The 24,067-nt window shown below is 38.8% G+C and carries 26 protein-coding genes and 2 pseudogenes; 15 read left to right on the top strand and 13 right to left on the bottom strand.

Annotated elements, in window-relative coordinates; all coding sequences use genetic code 11:
• Positions 1–37: 37 nt before the first annotated feature.
• The 3 genes and pseudogenes from HEQ36_RS07240 to HEQ36_RS07230 all read right to left on the bottom strand — a co-directional run bounded on the left by HEQ36_RS07240 (position 38) and on the right by HEQ36_RS07230 (position 826).
• Positions 38–460: a TniQ family protein gene (locus HEQ36_RS07240; protein WP_233455434.1), complete on the bottom strand. Its 423-nt coding sequence runs from the start codon at positions 458–460 to the stop codon at positions 38–40.
• A gap of 99 nt (positions 461–559) precedes the next feature.
• Positions 560–676: pseudogene (locus tag HEQ36_RS07235) on the bottom strand (helix-turn-helix domain-containing protein); the annotation flags it as partial.
• 3 nt (positions 677–679) lie between these two features.
• Positions 680–826, bottom strand: a complete 147-nt coding sequence (locus HEQ36_RS07230) for a hypothetical protein (protein ID WP_168635599.1) — start codon at positions 824–826, stop codon at positions 680–682.
• A 253-nt stretch (positions 827–1,079) separates the two neighbouring features.
• Between HEQ36_RS07230 and HEQ36_RS07225 the strand changes: the two genes are divergently transcribed.
• From HEQ36_RS07225 to HEQ36_RS07200, 6 genes are all read left to right on the top strand, one after another.
• A complete protein-coding gene (locus HEQ36_RS07225; RefSeq protein ID WP_168635598.1) occupies positions 1,080–1,244 on the top strand; it encodes a hypothetical protein in 165 nt (54 codons plus the stop codon).
• Between the two features lie 181 nt (positions 1,245–1,425).
• The gene (locus HEQ36_RS07220; protein WP_168635597.1) at positions 1,426–1,701 is read left to right on the top strand and encodes a DUF2281 domain-containing protein; all 276 of its coding nucleotides are present in this window, start codon (positions 1,426–1,428) and stop codon (positions 1,699–1,701) included.
• Positions 1,691–2,152, top strand: a complete 462-nt coding sequence (locus tag HEQ36_RS07215; RefSeq protein WP_053540466.1) for a PIN domain-containing protein — start codon at positions 1,691–1,693, stop codon at positions 2,150–2,152. The genes HEQ36_RS07220 and HEQ36_RS07215 overlap by 11 nt, the downstream gene beginning before the upstream one ends.
• Before the next feature lie 41 nt (positions 2,153–2,193).
• Entirely contained in the window at positions 2,194–2,604 is a 411-nt protein-coding gene (locus tag HEQ36_RS07210) for a type I restriction-modification system subunit M N-terminal domain-containing protein (RefSeq protein ID WP_096663203.1), read from the top strand.
• A 125-nt stretch (positions 2,605–2,729) separates the two neighbouring features.
• Positions 2,730–3,326 carry a hypothetical protein gene (locus HEQ36_RS07205; protein WP_053540464.1) on the top strand — a complete coding sequence of 199 codons (597 nt, stop codon included), beginning with the start codon at positions 2,730–2,732 and terminating at the stop codon, positions 3,324–3,326.
• 25 nt (positions 3,327–3,351) lie between these two features.
• On the top strand, positions 3,352–3,573 hold the full coding sequence (locus tag HEQ36_RS07200) for a hypothetical protein (RefSeq protein WP_168635596.1): 222 nt from the start codon (positions 3,352–3,354) through the stop codon (positions 3,571–3,573).
• A gap of 264 nt (positions 3,574–3,837) precedes the next feature.
• Here HEQ36_RS07200 and HEQ36_RS07195 read toward each other — a convergent pair whose 3' ends face one another.
• Complete coding sequence (locus tag HEQ36_RS07195; RefSeq protein ID WP_290707176.1) at positions 3,838–4,287, bottom strand: hypothetical protein; 450 nt, start codon at positions 4,285–4,287, stop codon at positions 3,838–3,840.
• Positions 4,288–4,616: 329 nt separating this feature from the next.
• Between HEQ36_RS07195 and HEQ36_RS07190 the strand changes: the two genes are divergently transcribed.
• Both HEQ36_RS07190 and HEQ36_RS07185 read left to right on the top strand, forming a co-directional pair.
• Positions 4,617–4,817, top strand: coding sequence for a type II toxin-antitoxin system HicB family antitoxin (locus tag HEQ36_RS07190; RefSeq protein WP_053540461.1), 201 nt, complete (start codon positions 4,617–4,619; stop codon positions 4,815–4,817).
• Positions 4,818–4,870: 53 nt separating this feature from the next.
• Positions 4,871–5,020: pseudogene (locus HEQ36_RS07185) on the top strand (type II toxin-antitoxin system HicA family toxin); the annotation flags it as partial.
• Positions 5,021–5,089: 69 nt separating this feature from the next.
• Here HEQ36_RS07185 and HEQ36_RS07180 read toward each other — a convergent pair.
• Positions 5,090–7,444, bottom strand: coding sequence for an arylsulfatase (locus HEQ36_RS07180; protein ID WP_168635595.1), 2,355 nt, complete (start codon positions 7,442–7,444; stop codon positions 5,090–5,092).
• A 364-nt stretch (positions 7,445–7,808) separates the two neighbouring features.
• Between HEQ36_RS07180 and HEQ36_RS07175 the strand changes: the two genes are divergently transcribed.
• Both HEQ36_RS07175 and HEQ36_RS07170 read left to right on the top strand, forming a co-directional pair.
• On the top strand, positions 7,809–7,937 hold the full coding sequence (locus HEQ36_RS07175; RefSeq protein ID WP_267902167.1) for a hypothetical protein: 129 nt from the start codon (positions 7,809–7,811) through the stop codon (positions 7,935–7,937).
• A gap of 40 nt (positions 7,938–7,977) precedes the next feature.
• Positions 7,978–8,145 (top strand): hypothetical protein, encoded by a 168-nt coding sequence (locus HEQ36_RS07170; protein ID WP_168635594.1) that lies wholly within the window; start codon positions 7,978–7,980, stop codon positions 8,143–8,145.
• A 15-nt stretch (positions 8,146–8,160) separates the two neighbouring features.
• Here the strand turns inward: HEQ36_RS07170 and HEQ36_RS07165 are convergent, their stop codons facing one another.
• From HEQ36_RS07165 to rimO, 7 genes are all read right to left on the bottom strand, one after another.
• Positions 8,161–8,406 (bottom strand): DUF4926 domain-containing protein, encoded by a 246-nt coding sequence (locus tag HEQ36_RS07165; protein ID WP_168635593.1) that lies wholly within the window; start codon positions 8,404–8,406, stop codon positions 8,161–8,163.
• Between the two features lie 33 nt (positions 8,407–8,439).
• Positions 8,440–9,507 carry a hypothetical protein gene (locus HEQ36_RS07160; protein ID WP_233455433.1) on the bottom strand — a complete coding sequence of 356 codons (1,068 nt, stop codon included), beginning with the start codon at positions 9,505–9,507 and terminating at the stop codon, positions 8,440–8,442.
• Positions 9,508–9,697: 190 nt separating this feature from the next.
• Positions 9,698–10,135, bottom strand: a complete 438-nt coding sequence (locus HEQ36_RS07155; RefSeq protein ID WP_168635590.1) for a DUF202 domain-containing protein — start codon at positions 10,133–10,135, stop codon at positions 9,698–9,700.
• Positions 10,136–10,177: 42 nt separating this feature from the next.
• The gene (locus tag HEQ36_RS07150; protein ID WP_053540456.1) at positions 10,178–10,519 is read right to left on the bottom strand and encodes a DUF1622 domain-containing protein; all 342 of its coding nucleotides are present in this window, start codon (positions 10,517–10,519) and stop codon (positions 10,178–10,180) included.
• Positions 10,520–10,742: 223 nt separating this feature from the next.
• Positions 10,743–11,597, bottom strand: coding sequence for a bile acid:sodium symporter (locus HEQ36_RS07145; RefSeq protein WP_168635589.1), 855 nt, complete (start codon positions 11,595–11,597; stop codon positions 10,743–10,745).
• 732 nt (positions 11,598–12,329) lie between these two features.
• A complete protein-coding gene (locus HEQ36_RS07140) occupies positions 12,330–13,889 on the bottom strand; it encodes a DEAD/DEAH box helicase (protein ID WP_053540454.1) in 1,560 nt (519 codons plus the stop codon).
• A gap of 65 nt (positions 13,890–13,954) precedes the next feature.
• Positions 13,955–15,310: a 30S ribosomal protein S12 methylthiotransferase RimO gene (gene rimO / locus HEQ36_RS07135; RefSeq protein ID WP_168635588.1), complete on the bottom strand. Its 1,356-nt coding sequence runs from the start codon at positions 15,308–15,310 to the stop codon at positions 13,955–13,957.
• Positions 15,311–16,231: 921 nt separating this feature from the next.
• On the opposite strand from rimO, the gene btpA reads away from it, so the two are divergent.
• Together btpA and HEQ36_RS07125 are read left to right on the top strand one after the other, a co-directional pair.
• Positions 16,232–17,044: a photosystem I biogenesis protein BtpA gene (btpA, locus tag HEQ36_RS07130; RefSeq protein ID WP_053540452.1), complete on the top strand. Its 813-nt coding sequence runs from the start codon at positions 16,232–16,234 to the stop codon at positions 17,042–17,044.
• 190 nt (positions 17,045–17,234) lie between these two features.
• Positions 17,235–18,224: a vitamin K epoxide reductase family protein gene (locus HEQ36_RS07125; RefSeq protein ID WP_168635719.1), complete on the top strand. Its 990-nt coding sequence runs from the start codon at positions 17,235–17,237 to the stop codon at positions 18,222–18,224.
• A 583-nt stretch (positions 18,225–18,807) separates the two neighbouring features.
• Here HEQ36_RS07125 and HEQ36_RS07120 read toward each other — a convergent pair.
• Positions 18,808–21,237 carry a tetratricopeptide repeat protein gene (locus tag HEQ36_RS07120; RefSeq protein WP_168635587.1) on the bottom strand — a complete coding sequence of 810 codons (2,430 nt, stop codon included), beginning with the start codon at positions 21,235–21,237 and terminating at the stop codon, positions 18,808–18,810.
• 511 nt (positions 21,238–21,748) lie between these two features.
• On the opposite strand from HEQ36_RS07120, the gene HEQ36_RS07115 reads away from it, so the two are divergent.
• The 3 genes from HEQ36_RS07115 (at position 21,749) to HEQ36_RS07105 (ending at position 23,910) form a co-directional block, all read left to right on the top strand.
• Positions 21,749–22,327: a hypothetical protein gene (locus HEQ36_RS07115; protein WP_168635586.1), complete on the top strand. Its 579-nt coding sequence runs from the start codon at positions 21,749–21,751 to the stop codon at positions 22,325–22,327.
• A gap of 305 nt (positions 22,328–22,632) precedes the next feature.
• Positions 22,633–23,082 carry a hypothetical protein gene (locus HEQ36_RS07110; RefSeq protein ID WP_015081144.1) on the top strand — a complete coding sequence of 150 codons (450 nt, stop codon included), beginning with the start codon at positions 22,633–22,635 and terminating at the stop codon, positions 23,080–23,082.
• Positions 23,083–23,103: 21 nt separating this feature from the next.
• Positions 23,104–23,910, top strand: coding sequence for a hypothetical protein (locus HEQ36_RS07105; protein ID WP_168635585.1), 807 nt, complete (start codon positions 23,104–23,106; stop codon positions 23,908–23,910).
• Positions 23,911–24,067 lie beyond the last annotated feature (157 nt).

Here is a 24,067-nt window from a genome sequence, read left to right as displayed (position 1 = left end):
AATTATACAATTTTTGAAAAAAAATATACAACCGCACTTAATATAGCTTCTGGAAGTCAATCATCTCCCCAAAGATTGTAAAACACCGATGACACCAACCATCAACCCACAAAGCCGGAACTTTAAACCTAGCCCCACAATTAGGACACTCAGACAACAAACTTAAATGATGATGCTGACACCCCTGAGTTACCTTAAACTGCCACTCAATCCGGTGACAAGGGGAATCCACATAACAAGCAGCACAAAGCCGAATAGGTTCAAGATTCATTCCCACCCCGGCAGGTGCTAACATCTGCTCTAACCTATCAGCATCAACCCCCACAACCTTAGCCAAAGCCTCCAACTGTTGCCCAGAAGGAGGGGGATTAAAACGAAATTTTTCCCAACGAGCGATCGCACCCCCAACCCCAGCAGCCTTGCTAATTTCTTTACCTGCTTGGCGAATCCTGCGACTCATGGCTTTAGCCTCATCCAGAGATAATTCCTCTGTCTCCAAATCTTGAGCATAAGCACGAGCTAAAAATTCTTCGCGGTGTTTACCTTTGTCAGCACGTTGAGTGGTTTGAAGTCCGGCTAAACCTTGTTCTTCCCATTTTTTAACCAGTCTGCGGACTGTTCGGACTGATTTACCTAGTTTTGCTGCTACCTCCCTTTGTCTTTCTCCATAGGTAATGCGTTAGCGAAGCTTACCGAAGGTATCGCATGGTTCAAGTAATTTCTGGATTAGTTCCAATAGTTCTTTATCACCTGTGGATAGTTGAGTGATAATCTCGCTATCTTCTACTTCATCGTTATTGGGTTTATCATCTTGTGTTTCTAGCATATATGTTTATTACAAACATAGTTGAATTATACTCTATCGGAGGACAATTAATTTGTCAAGTAAAGTAAAGATTGGAAAAATAGAGATTTTCAATAGAGGACAATTAATTTGTCAAGTATTTAAACTCGGACAGCTATTTTGTCAATTGATGTTGAAGAGGCTAAATATAGGCTAAAATAGCAAAACCCTTACTATATAAGGGTTTAGGGTTTAATATTTTTGTGGACATTAATTTGTCAAGTGGTCATTTAATTTGGCAAGCGACATTAGTCCTTCCCCATTTGTAGATATTAGTGAGAAGTTTGTACATCGTGAAATTGGTGATATTTTAGCAGATTTAGCAGCAGCAAGACAAGCGAGGGAATGGGCTGATAAGGATTTAGATGAGGTTTTGGTTAAGTTGAATTTAGGTAAATGATTTAATCATATCTCGTTCCCAGTCTTCGACTGGGAATGTTCTACAGAGGCTCTGCCTCTAATGTCATTGAAGGCAGAGCCTTCTAGAATTCATTCCCATACAGAGTATGGGAACGAGAAAGATTTTGGGAAGTTTATCCAGTGGTGTAAAATAATTTTAGGAGTTATGAGGTTTTTTAGTTATGACTCAAGCTGTGGAAAAACAAGAATCTATTTTAGATAGAGTCCAGAATTTAACACCGGAACAACGGGAAGAGGTATTAAATTTTATTGATTTTTTGCAATTTAAGAGACAAAAGCAGGATGTAGAGCCAAAAAAACGCCGTAAATGGGGAGATATTAAAGGTAAAGCACCTTATCGTTTAGTTGGTGAAGATGCTCAAATTTGGGTGTCAAGAAATAGAAGAGAGGAGACGGAAAATAGAGAATTACATTTAAGAAGTAACTATGAAGATTGAAGATTATTTAATTCAGGGTAAAAAGTTATTTCTGGATACTGCACCAGTAATTTATTATGTTGAGAATAATCCTCAATATCAATCGTTAGTTAATTATGTATTTGAGAATCTTGATTCAGGTTTGCTGAGTGCTGTTACTTCTCCTATCACTTTATCTGAGTGTTTAGTTTATCCTTATCGTTTAGGATTAACTGAACTAAAAGAGGATTTTATTGATTTGATTGTTTCTGGTGTAAATGTTGAGTTTATTCAAATTGATGAATTAATTGCTAAACAAGCCTCTCAATTACGAGCTAAATATAATTTGGCTTTATTAGATTCTTTACAAATTTCTGTGGCTATTGTGGCTAAGTGTGATGTATTTTTAACGAATGATATTCAATTGAAACGAGTAACAGAATTACCAATTTTAGTTTTGAGTGATTTTTTGGCAGGTGGTAAAAATGGATAAAATAGAATTACCTCCTGGTTGGAAATCTACGGCGTAAGTGAATGAACCATTTTCAAGCCTTGCAATCTATCAAATTTTCGGAGCTTTTAATGGTCATGTCATTTACGCCAACCTGTACTAGATACTATATTCCTCAACAATATAATTGGGAGAAAATTCGTTTTCATCCTAAAGAGGGTTTAGGAGAATTTATAACTACAGCTATGCGAAAAATAGCTGGTTTTAATAAGAATTTATCGGGTATATTGACCCTAAAAGACTACAACGAAAAACAACATGATCAGCGTGTTTTAGATGATGATAGATTATCGGATTTAATTGAAGTTATCAGTCCTCATCATTTGGGGTTGAAAAATGCCAATGCTGATCGTGAAATTGGTGATATTTTAGCAGATTTAGCAGGTAACTGTTCACCCCCCCTATCTTTAACGAGAGATCAAGGGTTTCGATAATTTTAGAGGGGGGAGTGAATAACTACTTTAGCAGCAGTAAGACAAGCAAGAGAATGGGCTGATAAGGATTTAGATGAGGTTTTGGTTAAGTTGAATTTAGGTTATTAAGTTGAGGAGGACAATATATGTCTTATAGTGATTTTACTTTAGAAACTGTTAAGAAAAATCTACATCTGAATATTTCTAGCAGAGACAATATTTTTTCTGAAGTTGCACCATTACCAGTTAGTGAATATTTACAGGAAACTTTAGCCTATAATGTACCGGTTGCTTTGGCTAGTAATACGGAAAAATCTCGTTCTGAGATGATTATTACCCCGATTTTATTAGAATTAACTAAAAAGTTTGCTAATCAAATTAGTTTGTTTTCGGGTGTGGAATTTAATATTGAACCTAGTCAGGGTTTAAATGGAAATTGTGATTTTTTAATTAGTCGTTCTCCTGAGTTTTTATTGATTAATACACCTGTGATTATTATTGTGGAAGCGAAGAAGGAAAATATTAAAGGAGGTTTGGGACAATGTATCGCTGAAATGTATGCAGCTAGGTTATTTAATGAACGGGAGGAAAATCAAATTACAGAAATTTATGGGGTGGTAACTACAGGAGAAATTTGGAAGTTTTTAAGGTTATCAGGTGAATTGGTGCAGATTGATTTGGCTGAATATTTTTTAAATGATGTCAATAAGATTTTGGGAATTTTGTCTAGTGGTGTAAAATAATTTTAGCAAAGCATTATTTAAAGATGTGGAGGATAAAAGTCGAAAATCACTTTTTTTAATTTTCATAGGCGATCGCGCTGAAAAAATTCGCCAGCAGTTTGAAGATAGGCAAATTGAAGCAACAGAAGCATTAGCGAAACTCGAAGAAATTGCCAAGGAACGTATTCAAGCGGAAAGAGAACGGGAAAATCTCCAAATTGATGAAAATACCTATGCTATTTATACTCAAAACTGCTTGATTGTTTGATTCTAAACGAGGGGTAAAGCAAGAGGTTCATTGGTGTCAACTTAAGGTAAAACATCTATCCCGCAAAGAACTCAAGTCGTCTCATTCCCAGTCTCAGACTGGGAATGAATTCTAGAAGGCTCTGCCTTCAATGATATTAGAAGCAGAGCCTCATCAACTGCATTCCTAGTCAGAGACTAGGAACGAGATGTGGTAGGGATTTGATTTTATTGAATTCTATCCCGCCTTGCGCTCGGACACAAAGATATAAGTCTATTGTCTTTGTTAACCTTTCAAGTGTTTCTTTTTGATTTCATATGCAATTATCACACCAATGTAAAAGACAATATCTGCAGTAATTTTACCAGCCATAATTCCTAATACAAAATTATCTAGTGCTTTTGGAAAAAAATACATACAGAATGGTCTGATTAGGCTACTATCGAGCCACTCAGGAATACCAAACTCAAGAACCAAATTTCGGATATTTATGAAGCATGAAGTGATTCCATATCTTGTATTTTCCTTCTTATACTGGCTCATGCTAGTTCTAAGTTCTTGAAATAAAAAGAAACCGTAATAGCCAACAAATTCTCCCCATGTGCCAGCAAAAGAGGAAACTAAGGCGGAATGAGTGAATGAATTAGCTATAATTGCAGACGTTAATGCCGTAATTGTACCCACTATCTCTGCTGGTAAGTATCTCCATATCCAATCTTTTAGTTTTAGTTTCATCATTTAAGGAAATAAAGTAAGTTAATAGGTGAAGTAGTAACAACTCTTGAAGAAGGAGAAGCTTTATTTAATCGCAAAGTAGAGGCTGAGAAAGGATGGAGAGAGCGTAATAGTCCTCCTATTTAATACAGATATATACGTAGGGTAGGCAATACCCACCTTACGAAAAAGTCATTTTTTATACTTAATAGGAGGATAAATATCAATTAATTCTTGTGAATTTTTAGACACCAATAACTTTTAAAAAAGTTGTATTAAAAAAATTAATACTATTAAGATATAATTGTTCTTAATCATCATAGATCACCTAAAAAATTAAACTTCTAAGCATGAAAATAAAAGTCATTATTCACAAAGAAGAAACAGGTTACTGGGCAGAAGTTCCTGCTATCCCAGGTTGTGCTACCCAGGGCGATACTTTTGAAGAATTACTACAAAATATATATGAAGCCGTTGAAGGTTGCCTACTCGTTGATGTTGATTCATTAGAACTTGATGAATCTGCTCAAATATTAGAAATTGCCGTATGAAATCAATTTCAGGGAAAAATTTTGCTAAAGTATTATAGTCTCAAGGATGGCAACTTCTCCGCATTAACGGTAGTCATCATATTTACGGTAAATCCGATAATCCAGCCAGAATTTCTGTTCCTATTCATGGAAATCAATCACTAAAACCTGGACTGTTACGGCATTTTCTCAAAGTTGCTAATCTCAGTGAAGACGATATTTAATATTCTCAGTAAATATGAATAATTTGATTAATGGTGGGTCAGATAACCCACCCTGAGAAATATTTCTGTTTACTGTCGCGCCATAATAGTCCGCATTTCAGCTTCCCGATCTTGAATCAAATCACCACTAACATCCACCATCACACTATAAATCTTACCCGTAAACTTAAAAGGCGGTTCATAATCCGGCGTAACAGGCGCACCGGGGGCAATTCCACAGGTGACACCACTGGTCAAACCTAGTGCTAAAGGAGTAGTTACAGGCACATCAATTTGCCCGACCAATCTCTCATCAATATACAATTGGCCGCGTCCTGGCGTTCCTTTTCCCTTGGCTAAATCTGGTTGACCCGTGACTTTAAACTCAAAGCGCAACTGGTGACGACCTACCGGCACAGATGACCCAGATTCCACATGATAGAGCGATCGCCCCACATAATTATGAACCCAGTGCAGTTTGCCATTTTGGACATAGAAAGAATAGCCACTATCATTACCCCCATGAGCCAGTAATATCCCTTCTGCGCCACCTGGGGGAATCTCCACATCAGCGGTAATACTGTGGGGACGATTTAACACCCTCACTGCACTACCGGCGGGAATCGCTTGAGTATCAGGATAGTAAACATAGCGGCTACGATTGACAGCAATTTGCGGGCGTTCCTCCGCGAATCGTTGCACGCCACGTCCATCCACAGGCAACACATTATACTTGCCAGCCTCAATATACCAAGTAGCAATCATCTCAATCAACTTAGGACGATTATCAGCCGCAATATTGTGATTTTCCGCAAAATCTGAAGCAACGTGATACAGTTCCCAATGATGAGTATCCAAATCCGTCAAAGTTTCCGCCGAAATCGCCTCACCAAAAAATTGCCCTGCTTCTGTAAATGAAGGCCCCGGCCAAGGACAAACCGCCCGCCAACCATCATAGTAAAGAGAACGATGTCCCATCATCTCAAAATACTGGGTAAGATGCTTAGTAGGGGCGGTACTATGATTAAAAGTATGGGCAAAACTGACACCTTCAATTGCAGATTGAGTCACACCCTTAATCGTTGTCGGTGGTTCAATTTCCAGTAATTCCAGCACCGTCGGCACTAGGTCAATAGCATGAGCGTACTGAGTCCGAATTTCCCCTTTAGCCTCAATACCTTGACTCCAATGCACAATTAAAGGGTCGCTGATTCCCCCGCGATAGGTTTCCCGTTTCCACCGCCGGAAAGGTGTATTCCCTGCCCAAGTCCAGCCCCAAGCATAATGGTTAAAGGTTTCGGCACTACCTAGTTTATCCAGTGCTTTGAGATTTTCCTCTAGGGATTCTGGCACATTGTTAAAAAACAGGTTCTCATTCACTGAACCAGTCGGTCCCCCTTCCGAACTTGCACCATTGTCCGAGATCACCATAATTACAGTATTCTCGAATTCACCGATAGATTTGAGGAAATCGAGTAAACGACCGATATGGTAGTCAGTATGGGTTAAAAAACCAGCATATACTTCCATCATCCGGGCATAAAGCCGTTTTTCGGCTGCTGGGAGGGAATCCCAGTGAGGGACATCGGGATCATGGCGAGAAAGTTCGGCATCTGTGGGAACAATCCCCATTTCTTGCTGACGGGCAAAAACCTTTTCCCTGTAAGCTTCCCAACCATCATCAAATTGTCCAGCATAGGCATCAGCCCATTCTTTTGGCACATGATGGGGAGCGTGCATTGCCCCCGGACAAAAATACATGAAAAAGGGCTTATTTGGGGCAACCTGCTTGGCATCAGCGATAAAGCTAATGGCTTTGTCTGCTAAGTCTTCGGTTAAATGATAGCCTTCTGCGGGGGTCTTTTCTGGCTTGACGGTGTGGTTATCATAAACCAAATCTGGATAATACTGGTGGGTTTCTCCGCCCAAAAAGCCATAAAAACGCTCAAATCCGCGACCGAGAGGCCAGCGATCATAGGGGCCTGCGGCTGAAAGTTGGTCTGAGGGGGTTAAATGCCATTTTCCTAACGCATAGGTGTTATAACCCTTCTGGAGTAATACTTCTGAGAGAAAGCCATTTTCAAAGGGAATATTCCCATTACCTCCGGGATAACCCGTAGACCCTTCTGTAATGCAGGACATGGCGTTAGAATGGTGATTGCGCCCAGTTAGCAGACAAGAACGAGTGGGTGAACACAGTGCCGTTGTGTGTAAGTTGTTGTAGCGTAAACCGTTAGCGGCTAGTGTATCTAGGTTGGGTGTTTTGATGGGACTTCCGTAACTTCCAAATTGTCCAAATCCTGTATCATCAAAGACGATAAATAGGACGTTTGGTGTGTTTTCTTTTGCTCGCAACGGTTCTGGCCAAGCTGGACTGGATTTATCAACTGTCCGGCCAATGACTCCGGGGAAGGTAGTTCCAGGTTTGTATTCACGCAGAGACATAAATCTAAACTCTTGAGAATATTTAATTTTTAACAAAAACCCTGAAATTCTATATCCTCTTTAGGAGGGGTTAATTGATAAATTCATGGACTGAATTACCATACTGAGAAAACTAATTAAGGGACTTCTAGTAAATTCCCAATAAATAAATGAACAAACGAACCACAGAGGCACAGAGAACACAGAGAGAGAAGAAATAGAGAGGGTTCTTGGCAAAAAGGGCTATTTAGTTATGAAAAACATCACTCAATTAACTCAGCTATAATTTGTTTTACTAAAATTAGTTGAGAAAGGAAAAGGTCAATGGAGTTGGTATGAATTAGGGAATGCGCTTTCCCGTCAAGATATTCCGAGAGAACCTGATATGATGGAGGTTTTAAAAAATCTTGCCCATCGCGGGTTAGTCAACCGTTATGTAGAACAAGATTCACCACGCGATCGCAGGGAATTAACGTTAGAAGGAATTGTCGTTCTAGAGGCTACAAACCTGTAATCATTTGTACTCCTGAAGAACTGATATAGAGGTAAAATTTATGTGGAAAGATCCAATTGTGGAAGAAATTCGTCAGACGAGAGAGGCACATTCTCGACAATTTAATTACGATTTAAAGGCAATTTATCAAGATTTAGAAGCACAAGAAAAGAAAAGCAAGAGACAATTTGTATCTTATACTCAGTTGTTAAAGAACGGATTAGGATGATTTTGACTGTGTAAACTAGGCAATATTAGCCATTAATCTGATTGCGGGTCTATCGGCACAAGTTGGCAAGCGAAAACAACTCATTGGCAATGTGACAATCGCCACAGTATTGCCAAGCATATCGAAAAACTCAACGCTGTAGCCTGTTTCTAGTCCGGGAACATCATGTTTTTCAACTACTGTGCCAATGTCCCCAGCATATACATTATCTTCGGGAAGATCACGCAATAAGATTACATCTGAGCAAAGGGTAAAATTCATTAATTTACGAGATTTGCGATCGCACTAGGACGGTTATTTCTCTATTGGGTAAGGTAAAGTCTTTGTTAACACTACTGGACGATTAGCACCAGTTGGCAGAATAGAAATTGATATACGAACATTACAATTTTTTGCATCTTCCGCTAAAGAAGGTATTTCTGCTGTTGCACAAAGTGACAGTCTACCAGGTCCATCAATTATGATTTCATATGCTGTACTTTCAATTGTTAAAGAGCCAGGTTTAGTTATTCCTACATCACTTCTTCCTGATCCATATCTTCCTAATCCATAGTCAAAGAACTTACTAATAGCAGGACGTAGACTAATTGGAGTAATCGGATCATACTTAAATACTACTGAAATTTCTGGAATTTCAAACTCTACTTGGCATCTATGAAAAGGAATGATCACACGCTCCCTACTCTTAGGAACAATGTACAACTCTGAAAATAGGTGCAATTTGTAAGGGTAATAATTTCCTACAGAATCTTCTCCTGCAATCGTTGCTTTCAGGTTAATATCAAGAATTTCAATTTCCGGTAAAAGTTCGAGTGGTGCAAGTAATCGAATAAGATCAGAACGACGTGCGGATCTTATAGCCGTATTTTCACGCCAAGGAACTTCAAGTTCAACAGCAACTCCTTTTACAGAGCCGAAAGCTTGATTTTTAACAACAAAAGGAGCGCGATCAGTTTCAAATACCAAAGCTACAACCGTTTTGTCATCAACAGGAATGTTCAATGAAGAAATCATTCTTGGTACAAGCTCATTAAAAAATGACTCTACAGTAGGATACCAACTGGCGATATCAGCAGCATTAGCTCCAATAACACAATCAACACCTTTTGCTTCATCAACGCCTATTAACCAAAGTATATTCTCTCCTCGCGCAGCATTAGCATGACCGGCAATTCGACGAGCAGCTTTCTCTTCAGATATCCAGGTTGCCTTTAATTCAACCAAAAAATCTTCGTTAGGTTGACCACTTTTTACACAATCAATAACTCTCAATGCCCAACTTTCGATTTGTCTAGGATTCATATCAATCTTCAATAATGCTCCATCAACAATTTTAAAATAATCTAACGCAAAATTAACCAATAAATTCTAAATTATTTTGCCTTATCAATAATAACGTAAGTTGCTATATATCTTAAATCCAGGACTTACGCAAGTGTCACACCTAAAATCTGTTTTAGGGTGCGTCAGATATCAAAAATCTGTTTATTTGAAGGATTTATGCTGTCTGACGCACCCTGCCAATGTGCCAGTTGCGTAAGTCCTAAAATCTTTAAAAATTCATTGCCCGAATTACCACACCAAGAAAACTAACTAAGCCAATTACAAGTAAAGCCACTCCGATAATTTCCGCACTGTGAGAGGTTTCGTAGGTATAGCGATCGCTTTGAATTTGTTTAAGTAACTTACGGTGTTCTCTTAACCCTAAAACCATTCCCAACATTCCCGTCACAATAAAAGACAGTCCCACAATTACCGAAAATCTGACTGGGTTGAGGTGATGACTCAGACGAGTATTTTCAATCGCTCTGACAATTGTGGGAATACCAAAACCAAAACCAATTAACGATAGACAGGTGCGTATCCACGCCATTAATGTGCGGTCTGCTGCCGCTCGACTGCGGTATTTAGCTAGTTCTGTCCGATCTGCGGCTAAATCGTTGGTAGACAATTGTTCAGGTGTTTCTGATTTGATAAGTGGCTGATTCATTGTGGTAAAATGTGCCTGTAAATTACCTCTGAATAATTACTTTTATTGTTGTTTATTGAGTTCTTGATTCAGAAAATAATTGAGGAAAGTTCTAATTAAGGCAACAATTCCTAATTTTCCTAGAGACTCAAAGGTTGAATGGTAGGTTGTAGAAAGAATATCTGCTCCTAATTGAAATTCTAATGCCAGCACTAGCCAAATGCCAAAGTTGAGCCGGATTTGCAGAAATCTGTTTTGACTATGATGATGGTTCAGAGAAATTGCTATTTTTCCGCTTTTTAATACACCCAATAAAATACAAAAAACAGAAATAGATTCTAGTAAAAATTTCAGCAAAGTCACAACAAATGATAACCAGCTCTCTAGCTGTTCAAATAATGCCATAATTTAGATTTTTACACGCAGAGACGCAGAGGCACGGAGAGGAATTGAAAACCGCATTTAGAGGATGTTTGAAAAGTTTTTAATGTATAAATAAACCCCTCTCCAAACCTCTCCCCGACGCGGGGAGAGGCTTTGAAACCCCCATTCCCTTGTAGGGAAGGGGGGAAGGGGGGTTAGGTTTCTGGAGATTATCGGTTTCATCTAATACTTTTCAAACAACCTCTTAGCTAGGTTGTTTCTCTAATTTGCGTTTATTCCAAATTGAGTAAAAACCACCTAGAACTGCTCCTACAATTACATAAGCTATGATTGTGGGAATTACCTGTTGTTGTACGTCATTCAAAATAGCGATAAACAAAGCTAAACCGACATTACGAGCAATACAGGAAATTGCTAAAATTGGTTGTGTATCATCATTATGATCTCCTAAACTGTGTCCTATTGCTAGAGAAACAATTATCATGATTGTAATCACAACCATTGGTAATCCCCAAACTTTAAAAAATAGGGGAATCCCTAAAATACCAGCCAAAATAACCAGCAGTAATAAAAGAATATCAGCAATAAAATTTAAAGGTTGGGCGATATTTTCGGCAAATTTAGGAGTAAATTTTTGCAGCAACAGACCGATACTGACAGGCAACAACTGTACCATGATCACCTGTCTAGCGACTTCTAAAATTGTCACTTTTTCTACAAGATGCTGAAATAGGGTGAAAAAAATGCCCAATGTGACGGGAGTAACGCAGACTGCAAGTATGGCGAGGGTTAATTGAAGACTGGCTGCGTAACAGAATCTGCCTCCAGCCTTTTGCGATCGCTTTGTGGTCAGAGGCGCACCTGGAGAAGCCGCTAACAAGGCTAATCCTGTGATTACTTCTGGGGGTAAGTGAAACAGTTTTAGCAGGACAATAACCACTAAAGGAACTAGCACGACAACGGCTAAAAGCGCACGGAATAGTAAAGCAGGTTTTCGCCACAGGGAGAGCATTTCTTCAAAACAGAGATTGCTGCCTATGGCTAACATTAGAGAAAAAATCGTGATTTTAACGAAAATCAGCAATAAAGGATGGTGCATGGCTTTCACTACATAACTTGCTCCCTAGAAAGATATGAAACGAAATAAAGCGATCGCCAGGGTTTAGGAACTTCCAAGAAAAAAATTATCCCAATAAATGAACAAAAGAACCACAGAGGCACAGAGAACACAGAGAGAGAAGAAATAGAGAGAGTTTTTGCGTTAGTTTTGGGACATATTTTTATTTGGAAGTCCCTTAAAAAGCGGTTAAAACCGCACGAGTCGTTTTCCTCTCAGCACTAAAGTGACTGAGTTTCCCACTTACCACAAGGTCTTATGATATCTCTAAACACAACCCCCTATTACTATCTCTGGTAATAAGCTTTATTGCTCCCAACTTCCTACCTGACATCTTGCACCAACAAAAACTGCTGTAAGTAGTGAGACAGAATTAATTACACAATAGACATCTCCGAAAATTAAATATGCGTGACATGAAACCCCTGTAGAGACGTTCCATGGAACGTCTCTACAATCTTTACCGGAGATGTCTATTGTCATTGCGTAAGCGTTGCGTGGCGTTAGCCATAGGGAACGAAGTGAAATGAAGCGCTGCTGCAAGCAGTTCGCAAGGGTTGTGATTGCTTCCCTTCCCTCGCAATGACTGTAAATATTTTTGTCCAATTACTTAATAAAGCCACCTTCAAACCCGCAGGTTTTAATCTGTAGGTGAAAGTGGCTTTAAAAATCAGCTTATTAACAGGTTGTTATGGCGATGCACTGACAACCCATCTATTCTCTACCTGTCGGTAAACCTAACTTGTGGTTACTAGGACTAGGAGAAGATTCATGGTGAGTGATTTTCAACTTGGGTTTAGGACTACCGCCACCGCTGCTGCGTCTGTCGTCGTTGCCTTTACCTTCTTTTGACCAAGAGGAACGACCACCGCGACCACCACCGGAACTGCGTTCACGTTCGCCACTATCACCACGTTTGTTGATTCTGGGTTTGGGAGTTGGGCTTTCTTCAACAGGTAGGTCTACTCCTGATAGTAACCAAGCGGGGCGGGTTTGATCGTAGGCGATTTGTAAAGCAGCAGCAGCGATCGCATGAGCATCATATTCCTCAATCATCTCGCTGATAATCGGCAAGAAGGAAGCTAACCGTTCCCCAGTTAAAGCTTCAGCAACTTGTCCTCTTAACTTCTGGATATGTTGGGCTTCAATCTGTGCCTTGGTAGGAATAGACAGAATCTGCCAAGTTTGACGGTTATGGCGTTCAAATGCCTGTTGTTTGCGGCGTTCAAATGCCTGAACTAAGGAAATTGCCGTTCCTTCTTTTCCAGCCCGACCAGTCCGACCAATCCGGTGAACGTATGTTTCCACGCTATCGGGTAAATCAAAGTTGATAACGTGGGAAAGCTGGTCAACATCTAAACCACGCGCTGCAATATCAGTAGCTACCACCCAACGTACTTGACGGTTACGGAAACGGATTAATAGGCGTTCCCGGGCTTGTTGGGACAAATCACCATGATATTCATCCACACTATGACCAGCAGATTGTAATTGACTGGTTAATTCTGCGGCTGTGCGGCGGGTGCGAACAAAGATTAAAGCTGTTTCTGGATCTTCCATTTCCAGAATTGGTTGTAAAGCTTTAGCTTTTGTCCAATGACGGGGAATCATGTAAGCCACTTGATTGATTTTATTCGGTGCGGCTTTGGGTTGTTCAACGGTGACAGTTACCGGTGAGTTCAAAAATTTATTTACCAACATCCGAATTGACGGTGGCATTGTCGCTGAAAATAAGGCTGTTTGGCGTTCTTCGGGGGCTTGAGAAAGAATTCTCTCTACATCGTCAATGAAGCCCATGCTTAACATTTCATCAGCTTCATCCAAAACAAACCATCTGACTTGATCTAATTTCAAGTTACCACGATCTAGCAAGTCTATGACCCGTCCTGGTGTACCGACAACGATTTGCGCCCCACGTCTGAGTTGCATAATTTGACGGTCAATTGATTGACCACCGTAAATAGCCGCTGCTTTCAAGTAACTGTTACCAATAAATTGGGAAACAGCCGCATGAACTTGAATTGCTAACTCACGAGTTGGGGTTAAAACTATGGCTTGGACAGCTTTTAAGCTGGGATCTAATCTTTCTAAAATTGGTAGAGAAAAAGCTGCGGTTTTACCTGTTCCTGTTTGGGATTGACCAACTACATCCCGACCATTTAATAGTTGAGGAATTGCTTGGGTTTGAATATTTGTAGGTTCAGAAAAACCCATGTTTGCTAACAGTTCAGCTCGTTCTTGAGAAATGCCTAATTCTTGAAATGATAAATTCATTAATGCTCCTAGATTTGATTGTGAATTTTGAACTTGTGAACCGATACTTATTTGTAAATTAAGTCTTATACAACAGCAGATAGCAGATAGGAAGATAATCTATCACTATTGATAACTCGACCATAGAGGTCATAGGCATCGGCACTTTGAATTGCTACTTTAACGATGGTTCCTAGCCTAGCCTCTCCTTTAACATAGACTTGACCATCAACTTCGGGAGAAAATCTGCCGGAACGACCGATTAATTCTCCACCTTCAGGATTTTCTTGCTCAATCAGGACATCAACTACTTTGCCGATTTCCTGTTGATTTTTCTGGAAGGAAATTGGCTGTTGTAATTCCATTAGTTGATTACGGCGTTCCGTCATCACTTCTGCGGGAATTTGATTGGGTAGATTGTAGGCGGGAGTTCCTTCTTCTGGTGAGAAGGTGAAGACACCAACATGATCAAATTTATGTCGTTGGGTAAACTCTAATAAATGTTGAAAATGTGCTTCCGTCTCTCCAGGAAAACCAACTATAAATGTGGTTCTTAGCACTGCTGATGGTAGGGCAATTTTCAGCCGTTCCATAATCCCATCATTGATTTGCCCTTGCCAAGGACGATTCATGGCGCGGAGAATTTCTGGATGGGAATGCTGTAGAGGCAAATCCAAATATGGTAAACAGTTGGGGGTTTCTTGGATGGCCGCAATTACATCGGGTGTGAGTCCGGTGGGATAGGCGTAGTGCATCCTAATCCAAGGGATATCTACTTTGCCTAATGCCCGTAGCAATTCGGCTAATTTGGGTTTCCCGTAAATATCTAAGCCGTAATTGGTGGTGATTTGGGAAATGAGAATTATTTCTTTGACACCTTGACTTGCCAGTTGTTGGGCTTCGGCGACTATTGATTCAATGGTACGCGATCGCTGGTTTCCTCGCAAATGGGGAATAATACAAAATGCACACCGATAATCACAGCCTTCTGCCACCCGTAGGTAAGCTACCCCTTCAGTGGTTGTCCGATAACGGGGTGTGGTTTCATCGGCAATATAGGTAGGTTCGGCAGTAATTTCTTTAACTCGCTCTCCCTGTTCTACTCGCTCGATGACATCAACGATTTTGTGATAATCGCCTGTCCCTACTACCGCTACTGCTTCCGGCAATTCTTCCAATAATTGTTCTTGAAAGTGTTGCGCCATGCAGCCAGTAATGACGATTTTTTTATTGGCTTCCGCTAGTTCTACTAGGGTTTTTACTGATTCCTGTCGAGCCGCTTCAATAAAACTACAGGTATTGACAATTACGTAATCTGCTAATTCTTCGTTACTATCTACACCATAGCCTGCATTTACTAGCAGCCCTAGCATATGTTCTGTATCAATTCGATTTTTCTCGCAGCCCAGGTGAGAAATGGCAATCGTTGGCTTTTCACCCATATTTTGAATAGATCTTCCGTTTTTCCTTGTTAATTAACATTCAAGCGTTGGCTTAGGAATATGCAAACACCAAAAGACAGCAGGTAAATGAAGCACGAAACTTCAATCAAAAATTAATCGGGTTTTACTCGGTGATTTCTGACTGGGCGCAGGCCCTGCGCCCCTACCTCCTGAATTCTGTTGTCTTTTCCACCCAACTACCCGCTACTAATTACCAGATTTAACCTATATAACTAGCAACTTTAACTAGTAAAAGCCAAATTACGACCTTCAGCTATCATGTTGATAGGATCATGGCATGATACTTCTACTAATTTGTTTCCCAGGGTAATCTTAAGTGTCTTTGGGTAAGTCCGACACTCATTATATTTTTAACAATTCGCTTAATGGTATTTTGCATTACCGCAGCGTGGGCGTTGTTAATTTACCCGTTGGGAAGCCGACCAAGAGGTCTGTTGTGAGAAGCCGCTACCCAACTGGGGAAATCGCATGGGCGACTACGCCTATCAAGCAGTAATGCTACTCGGACATTTGCAATTAAATGCCGGGAAGCTGCCTTGCATCTTGTGAGTGGCAAACTCCTCTTGTCATCAGATTCTATCTTAACATATCTTATGGAAGGTTGAAAGTTAATTTATATCTTCAGGAGGAGGCAATAATTTGACCATGAAAAAGGTGGGATCAGGGTCCGGGAGATGGGAAAAATTACTAATTACCCATTCCTAATCATCCATTTCCTGTTTTCTGTTCCCTAAAGCAACTTATATTATTAGTATAAAAGGCGGAAGGCTGTAATGCCTAGAGAATCTGCATTTTTTTGTGTGATTCTTCCTGTCTAGTTATTGATGCCATTTTGTTACCCCCTCGTCTGGAGAGTGGGGATAGACAAGAACTCCAGACTGTGACAAGTAAATTAAAGACGTGGACTTATATCAGTTATTTAAAACCCGAACGCCAATTATTGGCGTAGTACATCTGCTCCCTCTTCCGACTTCAGCCCGTTGGGGAGGTAGTCTCAAAGCAGTGATTGACCGCGCCGAACAAGAAGCCACAGCCCTTGCCAGTGGAGGGGTAGATGGGATTATCGTTGAGAATTTTTTTGATGCCCCATTTACGAAAAATCAAGTTGACCCCGCAGTTGTGAGCGCTATGACTGTGGTTGTGCAACGCATCCAGAATTTGGTGACTGTGCCTTTGGGATTAAATGTGTTACGCAATGATGGTAGAAGTGCGATCGCTATTGCTAGTTGCGTTAATGCCCAATTTGTCAGAATTAATGTTCTTACGGGTGTGATGGCAACGGATCAAGGTTTAATTGAAGGGGACGCTCATCAATTATTACGATATCGTCGGGAATTAGGATCTGATGTGAAAATTTTTGCTGATGTTTTGGTAAAACACGCCCGTCCTTTGAGTTCTCCTAATCTGACGGTTGCTGTTAAAGATACCATTGAAAGAGGTTTGGCTGATGCGGTAATTTTATCTGGTTGGGCTACTGGTAGTCCTCCTGACCAAGAGGATTTGGAACTGGCTAGTAATGCGGCTGCTGGTACTCCTGTGTTTATTGGTAGTGGTGCAAGTTGGGAAAATGTGGGGACTTTGTTACAAGCCGCAGATGGGGTGATTGTTTCTAGTTCTCTCAAACGTCATGGTCAAATTCAGCAACCAATAGATCCGATTCGCGTCAGCCAATTTGTAGAAGCTGCCCGCAGACCTCTATTGTCTAAACTATGATTCTTTTGATTCTCTTGATTAGAAATTGTCTAAACTATGATTCTTTTGATTTTCTTGATTAGAAATTGTCTAAACTATGATTCTTTTGATTTTCTTGATTTAGATGATTAGGAGGATCTTTAGATTCTATTCCCCAATTACCAATTACCCATTACCCATTACCCATTACCCATTACCCATTACCAATATTATGATTCGTCGTCGTTCTACTCCTTGGATTCATAAATGGTCGCGTTCGGCGATCGCAACTATTGCTGGTTTTGGTATCCTAAATACAGGTTATCTCACCTATGAAAAGCTGACCGGTAGCACTCCGGTTTGTACTACCCCAGAAAATGTTAAAGGTTGTGTGGATGTCCTTTCTAGTCCTTGGGCTACGGTTTTAGGTCAACCATTACCTGTATTTGGTTTATTGGCATACATGGGGATGTTGATATTGGCTTTAGCTCCCTTAGCATTGAACGCAGGGGAAAATCACAAAAGTCAGAAACAACTAGAAAATTTGACTTGGTGGTTGCTGTTTGTGGGAGCGATCGCTATGTCAGTCTTTAGTGGATACTTAATGTATGTCCTGGCATTTCAACTCAAAGCTATTTGTCTGTACTGTATTGCCTCTGCCTTGTTTGCATTAACTATGTTAGTGTTAACTGTCACGGGTAGAGATTGGGAAGATATCGGACAACTTTTATTCACTGCTTTGATTGTGGCAATGGTGACGCTAATTGGGACTTTAGGGGTTTATTCTCAAATAAATCCATCAGGTAACATTACCGAATCAAATGATGGCAAACCAACCGCAATTACCTTTACTCCTAAAGAACAACCAAATCCTCAATTTGGCTGGGAAATTACCACTAAATCTGGTGAAGCCGAAATAGCCCTAGCCCAACATCTTGTCAAATCTGGTGCTAAGGAATATGTAGCCTATTGGTGTCCGCACTGTCACGAACAAAAGCTACTTTTTGGTAAAGAAGCTTATACAATCATGAGTGAAAGTTCTGCGGTAGAGTGCGCTAGTGATAGTCCTAAAGGTAAACCAGAATTATGTAAAGCTGCAAAAATTGAAGGTTTTCCAAGTTGGATTATTAATGGTAAAACCTATAGCGGAGTTCAAACCCTAGAGGAACTAGGAAAAATCACAGGTTATACAGGTCCTAAAAACTTTAAATATTTCCGCTAGAGATTCAGACTAAGTAGGTGAACACAATAAAACCAAACTGTGTAAAGAAATGTAAAATCGCCTAAACCCTCTTCACTCTTGCCTCTTGCCTCTTGCCTTTTGCCTTGCCATAACGACAATTTTCAACGCCAACCTACTTACATCCAAAAAATCATTAATCAATCATCGAGTGTAGGGGTTTAGCAATAGCAATGCGCTTTACCCCTACTGGATATTTATGTAAATCATTCACAAAGCCTCCTTTTTGTCAAGCTGCATCCCAATTATTGGATTTAAAGCCCCGGTAGTATGTAGTGTGTTAATTTTGATGAAATTTCCTCGTTTTTCGTTCATGCAAATTTTGTGTTTATATGAACGCAGAGCCTATGTAACATAGGCTTTTGCCCCAAATAGACATCTAGTAGAAATTAAATGTGTGTATCCTAGAACCCTTGTAGAGACGTTCCATGGAACGTCTCTACATTCTTTTTTTGAGATGTCTAATAAACACCAGAGATTTTGCATGAATTTTTACCCCCTCAAAAGACACAGAATTAACACACTAGGTAGTATGTAAATTAGTTGTCCACTTAACTCGAATAACCTACAGTCCTCCTGATTTGAGGTTTTTTTTCTCTCTTTCAACTTTCTCAACTTGCTGGGGAGCTGCCGCTACTGTAAATAATATTATGGCTTCATGAAAATTGATCTGACTATTTTTAAAGTCACCCATTTTCTGATATGTTAAACCTAGTTGAAAGTAAGCTTCTGCTAAATCACATCTGTTACCACTGATTTTATGGAATATTTCTATTGATTGTGAATGTTTGAAAAGTGCTTCTTCAAAATTATCTTGGATTCGATACAGTTCTGCTAAACCAGTTAAAACTTTAGCTACAAGCGGATTATAGTGAGAATTATAGTTAAGTTCTTGAGCAGATTCTATCCATCCATAGGAACTTTCTGCTTGAGAAAATTCTATCGCTGCATTATATATTTTAAAAGATTTTTTAATGTTTCCTAAATTTTTGTAAATTAGACCTAACTTTAATAAAGCATATATTTTACGCCATCTGCAAAAATTCACTTCAGTTTCCAAGCCTGCATTAATTAGTAAAGTTTCTAAATTAAGTATAATATAATATACTATTTCCGCAAAAATTCCCGTGAAAAGCGAATAATATACTTTTTTAGCCAAAGATTGAGGAAGAATGTATTTTTCTTCTGTATTAAAGTACGAGTATAACAAAGCTAAATGTAGCCACACGGTTACTTGATATTTTTCTATTTTTAACTTTAAATTTTTATCTCCTTTTTGGATTATATTTTCTATCCATGATTTGGTCGGTTCTAAAATATTTATGGCTGCTTCCAGTTCCCAGATGTCTATATAGTAAAAGGATAAATGGATTTGATTTTTGACTATCAATAATACAATCTCGTCATAACTTATGTCTATTTGATGATTTTCAAAATTATTTAAAATACAATTTGCCATTGCTAGTGATTGATGCAAATAATTAATCGCTATATTCATATTTCCTGACACTAAATTTATTATGCCTTCAATACTATAAATACTTGCTAGTAGATATTCAGATTTTATCTTTTCTTTCAGGAAATTCAGTATAGATATTACTTGTGTTAATGCTCCCATTCGATAGTAAGAAAAAGCCAGCATTTCATCAAATGACCAGCAACCATTTCTTCGTTGAATAATTATATATCCAGCTTGTTCAAAGTCATGAATACATTCATAATGATAATAAGCTTCAAAAGCTTTCTTCGCATCCTCCATGGTGCGAATACTTTTCACACTACCTCTCCAAAATTCGGCTGCTTTTCGGTTAACTTCCTCCCATTCTTGACTTGATTTTAACCTTTTTATGCTCTCTTCTTTAATCACTGTATGCAGCCAATACTTGCCCTTGGCAAATTCAAACAAACGCAAATTTTTTAAAGATCTAATTATATAGATACACTTTTGCTGGTCAGGAATATCCCACAGCAAAGCTAGTAAGGCATCTTCAGTCACTTGTGGTATATCCTGATAGCGATAACATCCTAACCGACACAGTAACTTATAAGCATTTGGATTTAAATTTTGCAATCGGTTAAATTGATTAACAACTAAATTTTTTAATCCTGGTTCCACCAAAGTACAATTTTCTTGCCAATAAGCAGTTGTATCCCCTTCATAATCTGTTTCTATTGACCCAAGCAAGATATTCATAGCTTTGGCATTACCCCCATATTTTATGTGCATTTCTTCTAGTAAAGAAATATCAATCTTAACTTCGTGAAATGCCAAAAATTCTTGCCACGCTGATACACCTAATTCACTTAAATAATAATGATAAATTATATCAATACGGTCATCAAATAAACGTTCTCTACTAGTAATTATCGTAAATGACTGCACAGTTGCATCAGCTAAAACCCTGAATAATTCTAGATAACGACTATGATTTTGAATGAACCTACCATGTTTATCTAGTGCAGATTCTAAGCTATCAATTAATATCCCGACTTGGCGATTTTGCAAGTGTTTTTTTAATCTTGCGAGTGTAATACCAAATTCCCTGCCTGGTTCTTCTTCAAAGTATTGTTTCAGCCATTCTTCAACTACGCTTTCAACGCTAGTGATGTTCTCTGCCTCCCTAGCCATTTCTAGGGATAAAACTAAATCAAACCCTTGATTATCTAAGTATTGCCTAGCTAAAGTTGTTTTACCTAGTCCTCCTGGTGCCTGAATAACAATCATTTTTTGATGTTGATTGATTAGAGTATTAAGTCTTGCTAAGTCATCGTCTCTCCCAAAAAAATTAGGACTTTTGTTTTCAAAAGACAAGAAGTTTTGATAGCAACTCTTCGCACTACTTGTATCTTTTACAGCTAGAATAACATCTACGTTGTGCTTGTATGGGATGTTTAATGTCTTAAATAGTAATTTAATTGCATACTCTTCAACATTCTGCTTTGTTAAAATTCTACGAATCGTATTAATACTTATACTTTCACCAGTGTTTTCCATCTGTTTCTGCATCCACGTAATTCTATTACGTGGGTTCACGTGGTTTTCACTAAGAGTATTAATTATTTTTTCCTCACCTAACTCCGTTAATAAGTATGTCTGGCGATTTCTGGGGATTTTCATAATTCCTGGAGTTTAAACTAAATCGGTAATTCAACTGAAAAAAATCATGAATTTAAGGAATTTAAGAAAGTCAAAGACTATTATACTAAGTTTATTTTTTCTTTGTAAATAGCTACAACCAAATTATCAAGCGATTTCCAGAATTATTATTAATGAACTTTACTTAACTTGCTTAAATATACACATACCATGCAGAAAAAATTATATATTGAGGTTACGTGATGTTACGGGTAATGCCTCCGGCACAATACCGCAAAAGCCACACGATAGCTAACGCCTCCCGTCAGAATAATATGTAAGCGTACCATTGCTCCGCAACGCTAACGCGAACAAATCAAGACTCTTATTTTGGCTAAGGTATTGTCTATTAAACAAAGTAGGAAAGAAAATGAAAGAAACATCCAAGAAAGTGTTAAAAGCCGCTGCTATTGCTTCTTTATTAACGGGTAGTGTAATTGCTTCCACCGGTTCTATCTTTGCTGATAAAGCTAATGCTGTTACTCCTATCACAGCTAGTTCTACTACTGGTTTTACTGGGACTATAGATCCATCCTGTGCCGTTGCTACTGGTTTCGCTAGCAGTACATCCAACGCCTACGCGAAAACTACATATTCATCCTCTGGCGCTGGTGGTGTTTTAAGGCTGGAGACAAGTGACACGGCCCAATTTAACTGCAACAGTGATACAGTTAACGTATCAGCAGCTGTAACCGCAACCCCACCTACTGCGCCAGTCAACGCAACTTCTCTTGCAGGGGTGCATACTACTACACTTTCCAGTGATACTGCAAATGCTAATGCAACTGGAACTGGTTCTACTACTGTAGCTCCCACAAATTGGAAAACAAACCTCCAAGGTAACATTGGGATTACAGTTAGGTCTACTTGGAACCCAACCGTTGATGGACAAGAATTGTTAGATGGGACTTATACTGCTGTTGCTATTGTTACCGTCACACCTAACTAGTACAGGCAAAAACTCCCTAATTTTACCGCTCTTTGATTTTTTAGCTTATACTCAAAACGGTTGGGACATAGACTTTTGTAAAATCACGAAAAACCTAGATTTGTAGGAGTTTAGCAATGCTAAACTCCTGCCCGCAGAGTCAAATAATTAAGCCCTGTTGAGTATAAATAGTATTCACCTCATCACTTACCCTATCGGGTAGGTGATTATTCTTGGCTTAAATTTAATCACTTTATATTACAGTGTTAATGCTTAAGTCCTATAATCGTGCTGCTTGCTGTCGTAAATGACTAGAAAAAAGATCCATGAAAAAACTAATTTTAGTAGCTTTAACGATTATAACTATTCTCAATCCTACTCAAGTATTAGCACAATTAAGTCTAACCTGCCCTACTCAGGGTAGCTTAACATTAACCAATCAATATAATCTTGCTACTACACAACCTGCCCAGTGTAGTTTTGTAGTTGATAATACTGTTTCTAATATTGATGTTACTATCACCCTATCTGAACCAACTTTAAATCACCAGGCAACTACTGGGAAAATAGATCCTGCTGGTACAAGTAGAACCGCACAATTAACCTATACAAATAACAGTAGTAGTAAGACCATTCATCAAAATTCTAGTACAACTGATACCTTTTCCGGTTCAAGTACCACTCCTATGGCAGTAAGTATTCAAATCCAAAGACCACAGAAATTTTTTGCTGGCTTTTATACTTATGAACTCATGATCAATATCACTTCACCTTGAATTTTTACGAAGGAGTAAATAATGCTGAAATCAAGATTTATTAAAAAAAGTATTGTTGCAATAACAAGTATGGGGTTTTGTGGATCATTACTATTCCATAAACCGGCAAATGCTCAAGTAAATGTATCTCCCCTAGTTATGTTCACACAAACAAAACAAGGAACAGCTACAGGCTTTATTACCCTAATAAATGGAGGAAATGAAGCAGTAAAAATGAATTTATATGCTTTACCGTTTACGTATAATTCCAATGGTTTCCAAGTTTTAGAATCTAGTCCCAATGATTTATCACCCTATCTCATTTTTTCTCCTTCAGAAATAGTTTTAGAGCCAAAACAAACCCGTAGAGTTAGATTATTAGCTCGTCTCTTACCCAGTATGAAATCAGGAGAATATCGAGCCGTCATTTTTTCTCAACCTTTTAAGCCAAAAAATACCAGTGGTTTGACTGTAAATAATCGACTGGGAACAGTGGTTTATGTTAGTCATGGTGAGATTCGAGAAAGTTTAATTCCCAAGGAAACTAACTATGATATCAAAAAGGAAGAACTCTATTTGTTAGTTAAAAATGAAGGAAACGTGACTATTCGTTCTGAAGGTAGATGGGAATTAAAACAAGCCGGACAACTAGGATTTCAAGGGGAAATTTCTAAGATTACTATTATTGCAGAAGGAACAAGAAATGTTCCCATCACTATTGAAAAAGACCAAACAAAAACGTTAATTCCAGCAGGAAATTATCAGCTTACAGGAGAATTGTTTTGGGGAGATCCTCGAAATCCTACAAAAGTACCTTTTAGTTTACCAGTGACTATTCCATCAAGATGAAACTTCTACAATTCAACGTTTAGGCTACACGCCAACAAATAATTCTAATTTTTCCTATGGAGGTGTTAATCTGGGCTGATTCATCGTTTAAAGTTATTGATTTAAGTTTCTAAATAGGTTTTTTAAAAGAAAACTTTTTGATTTTGAGGGATCGGGT

It is taken from the genome of Anabaena sp. 54 (assembly GCF_017355725.1).
Lineage (GTDB): Bacteria > Cyanobacteriota > Cyanobacteriia > Cyanobacteriales > Nostocaceae > Dolichospermum > Dolichospermum heterosporum.
Note: the sequence above shows the minus strand (reverse complement) of the source record. Positions and strands in the feature narration are given on the sequence as shown.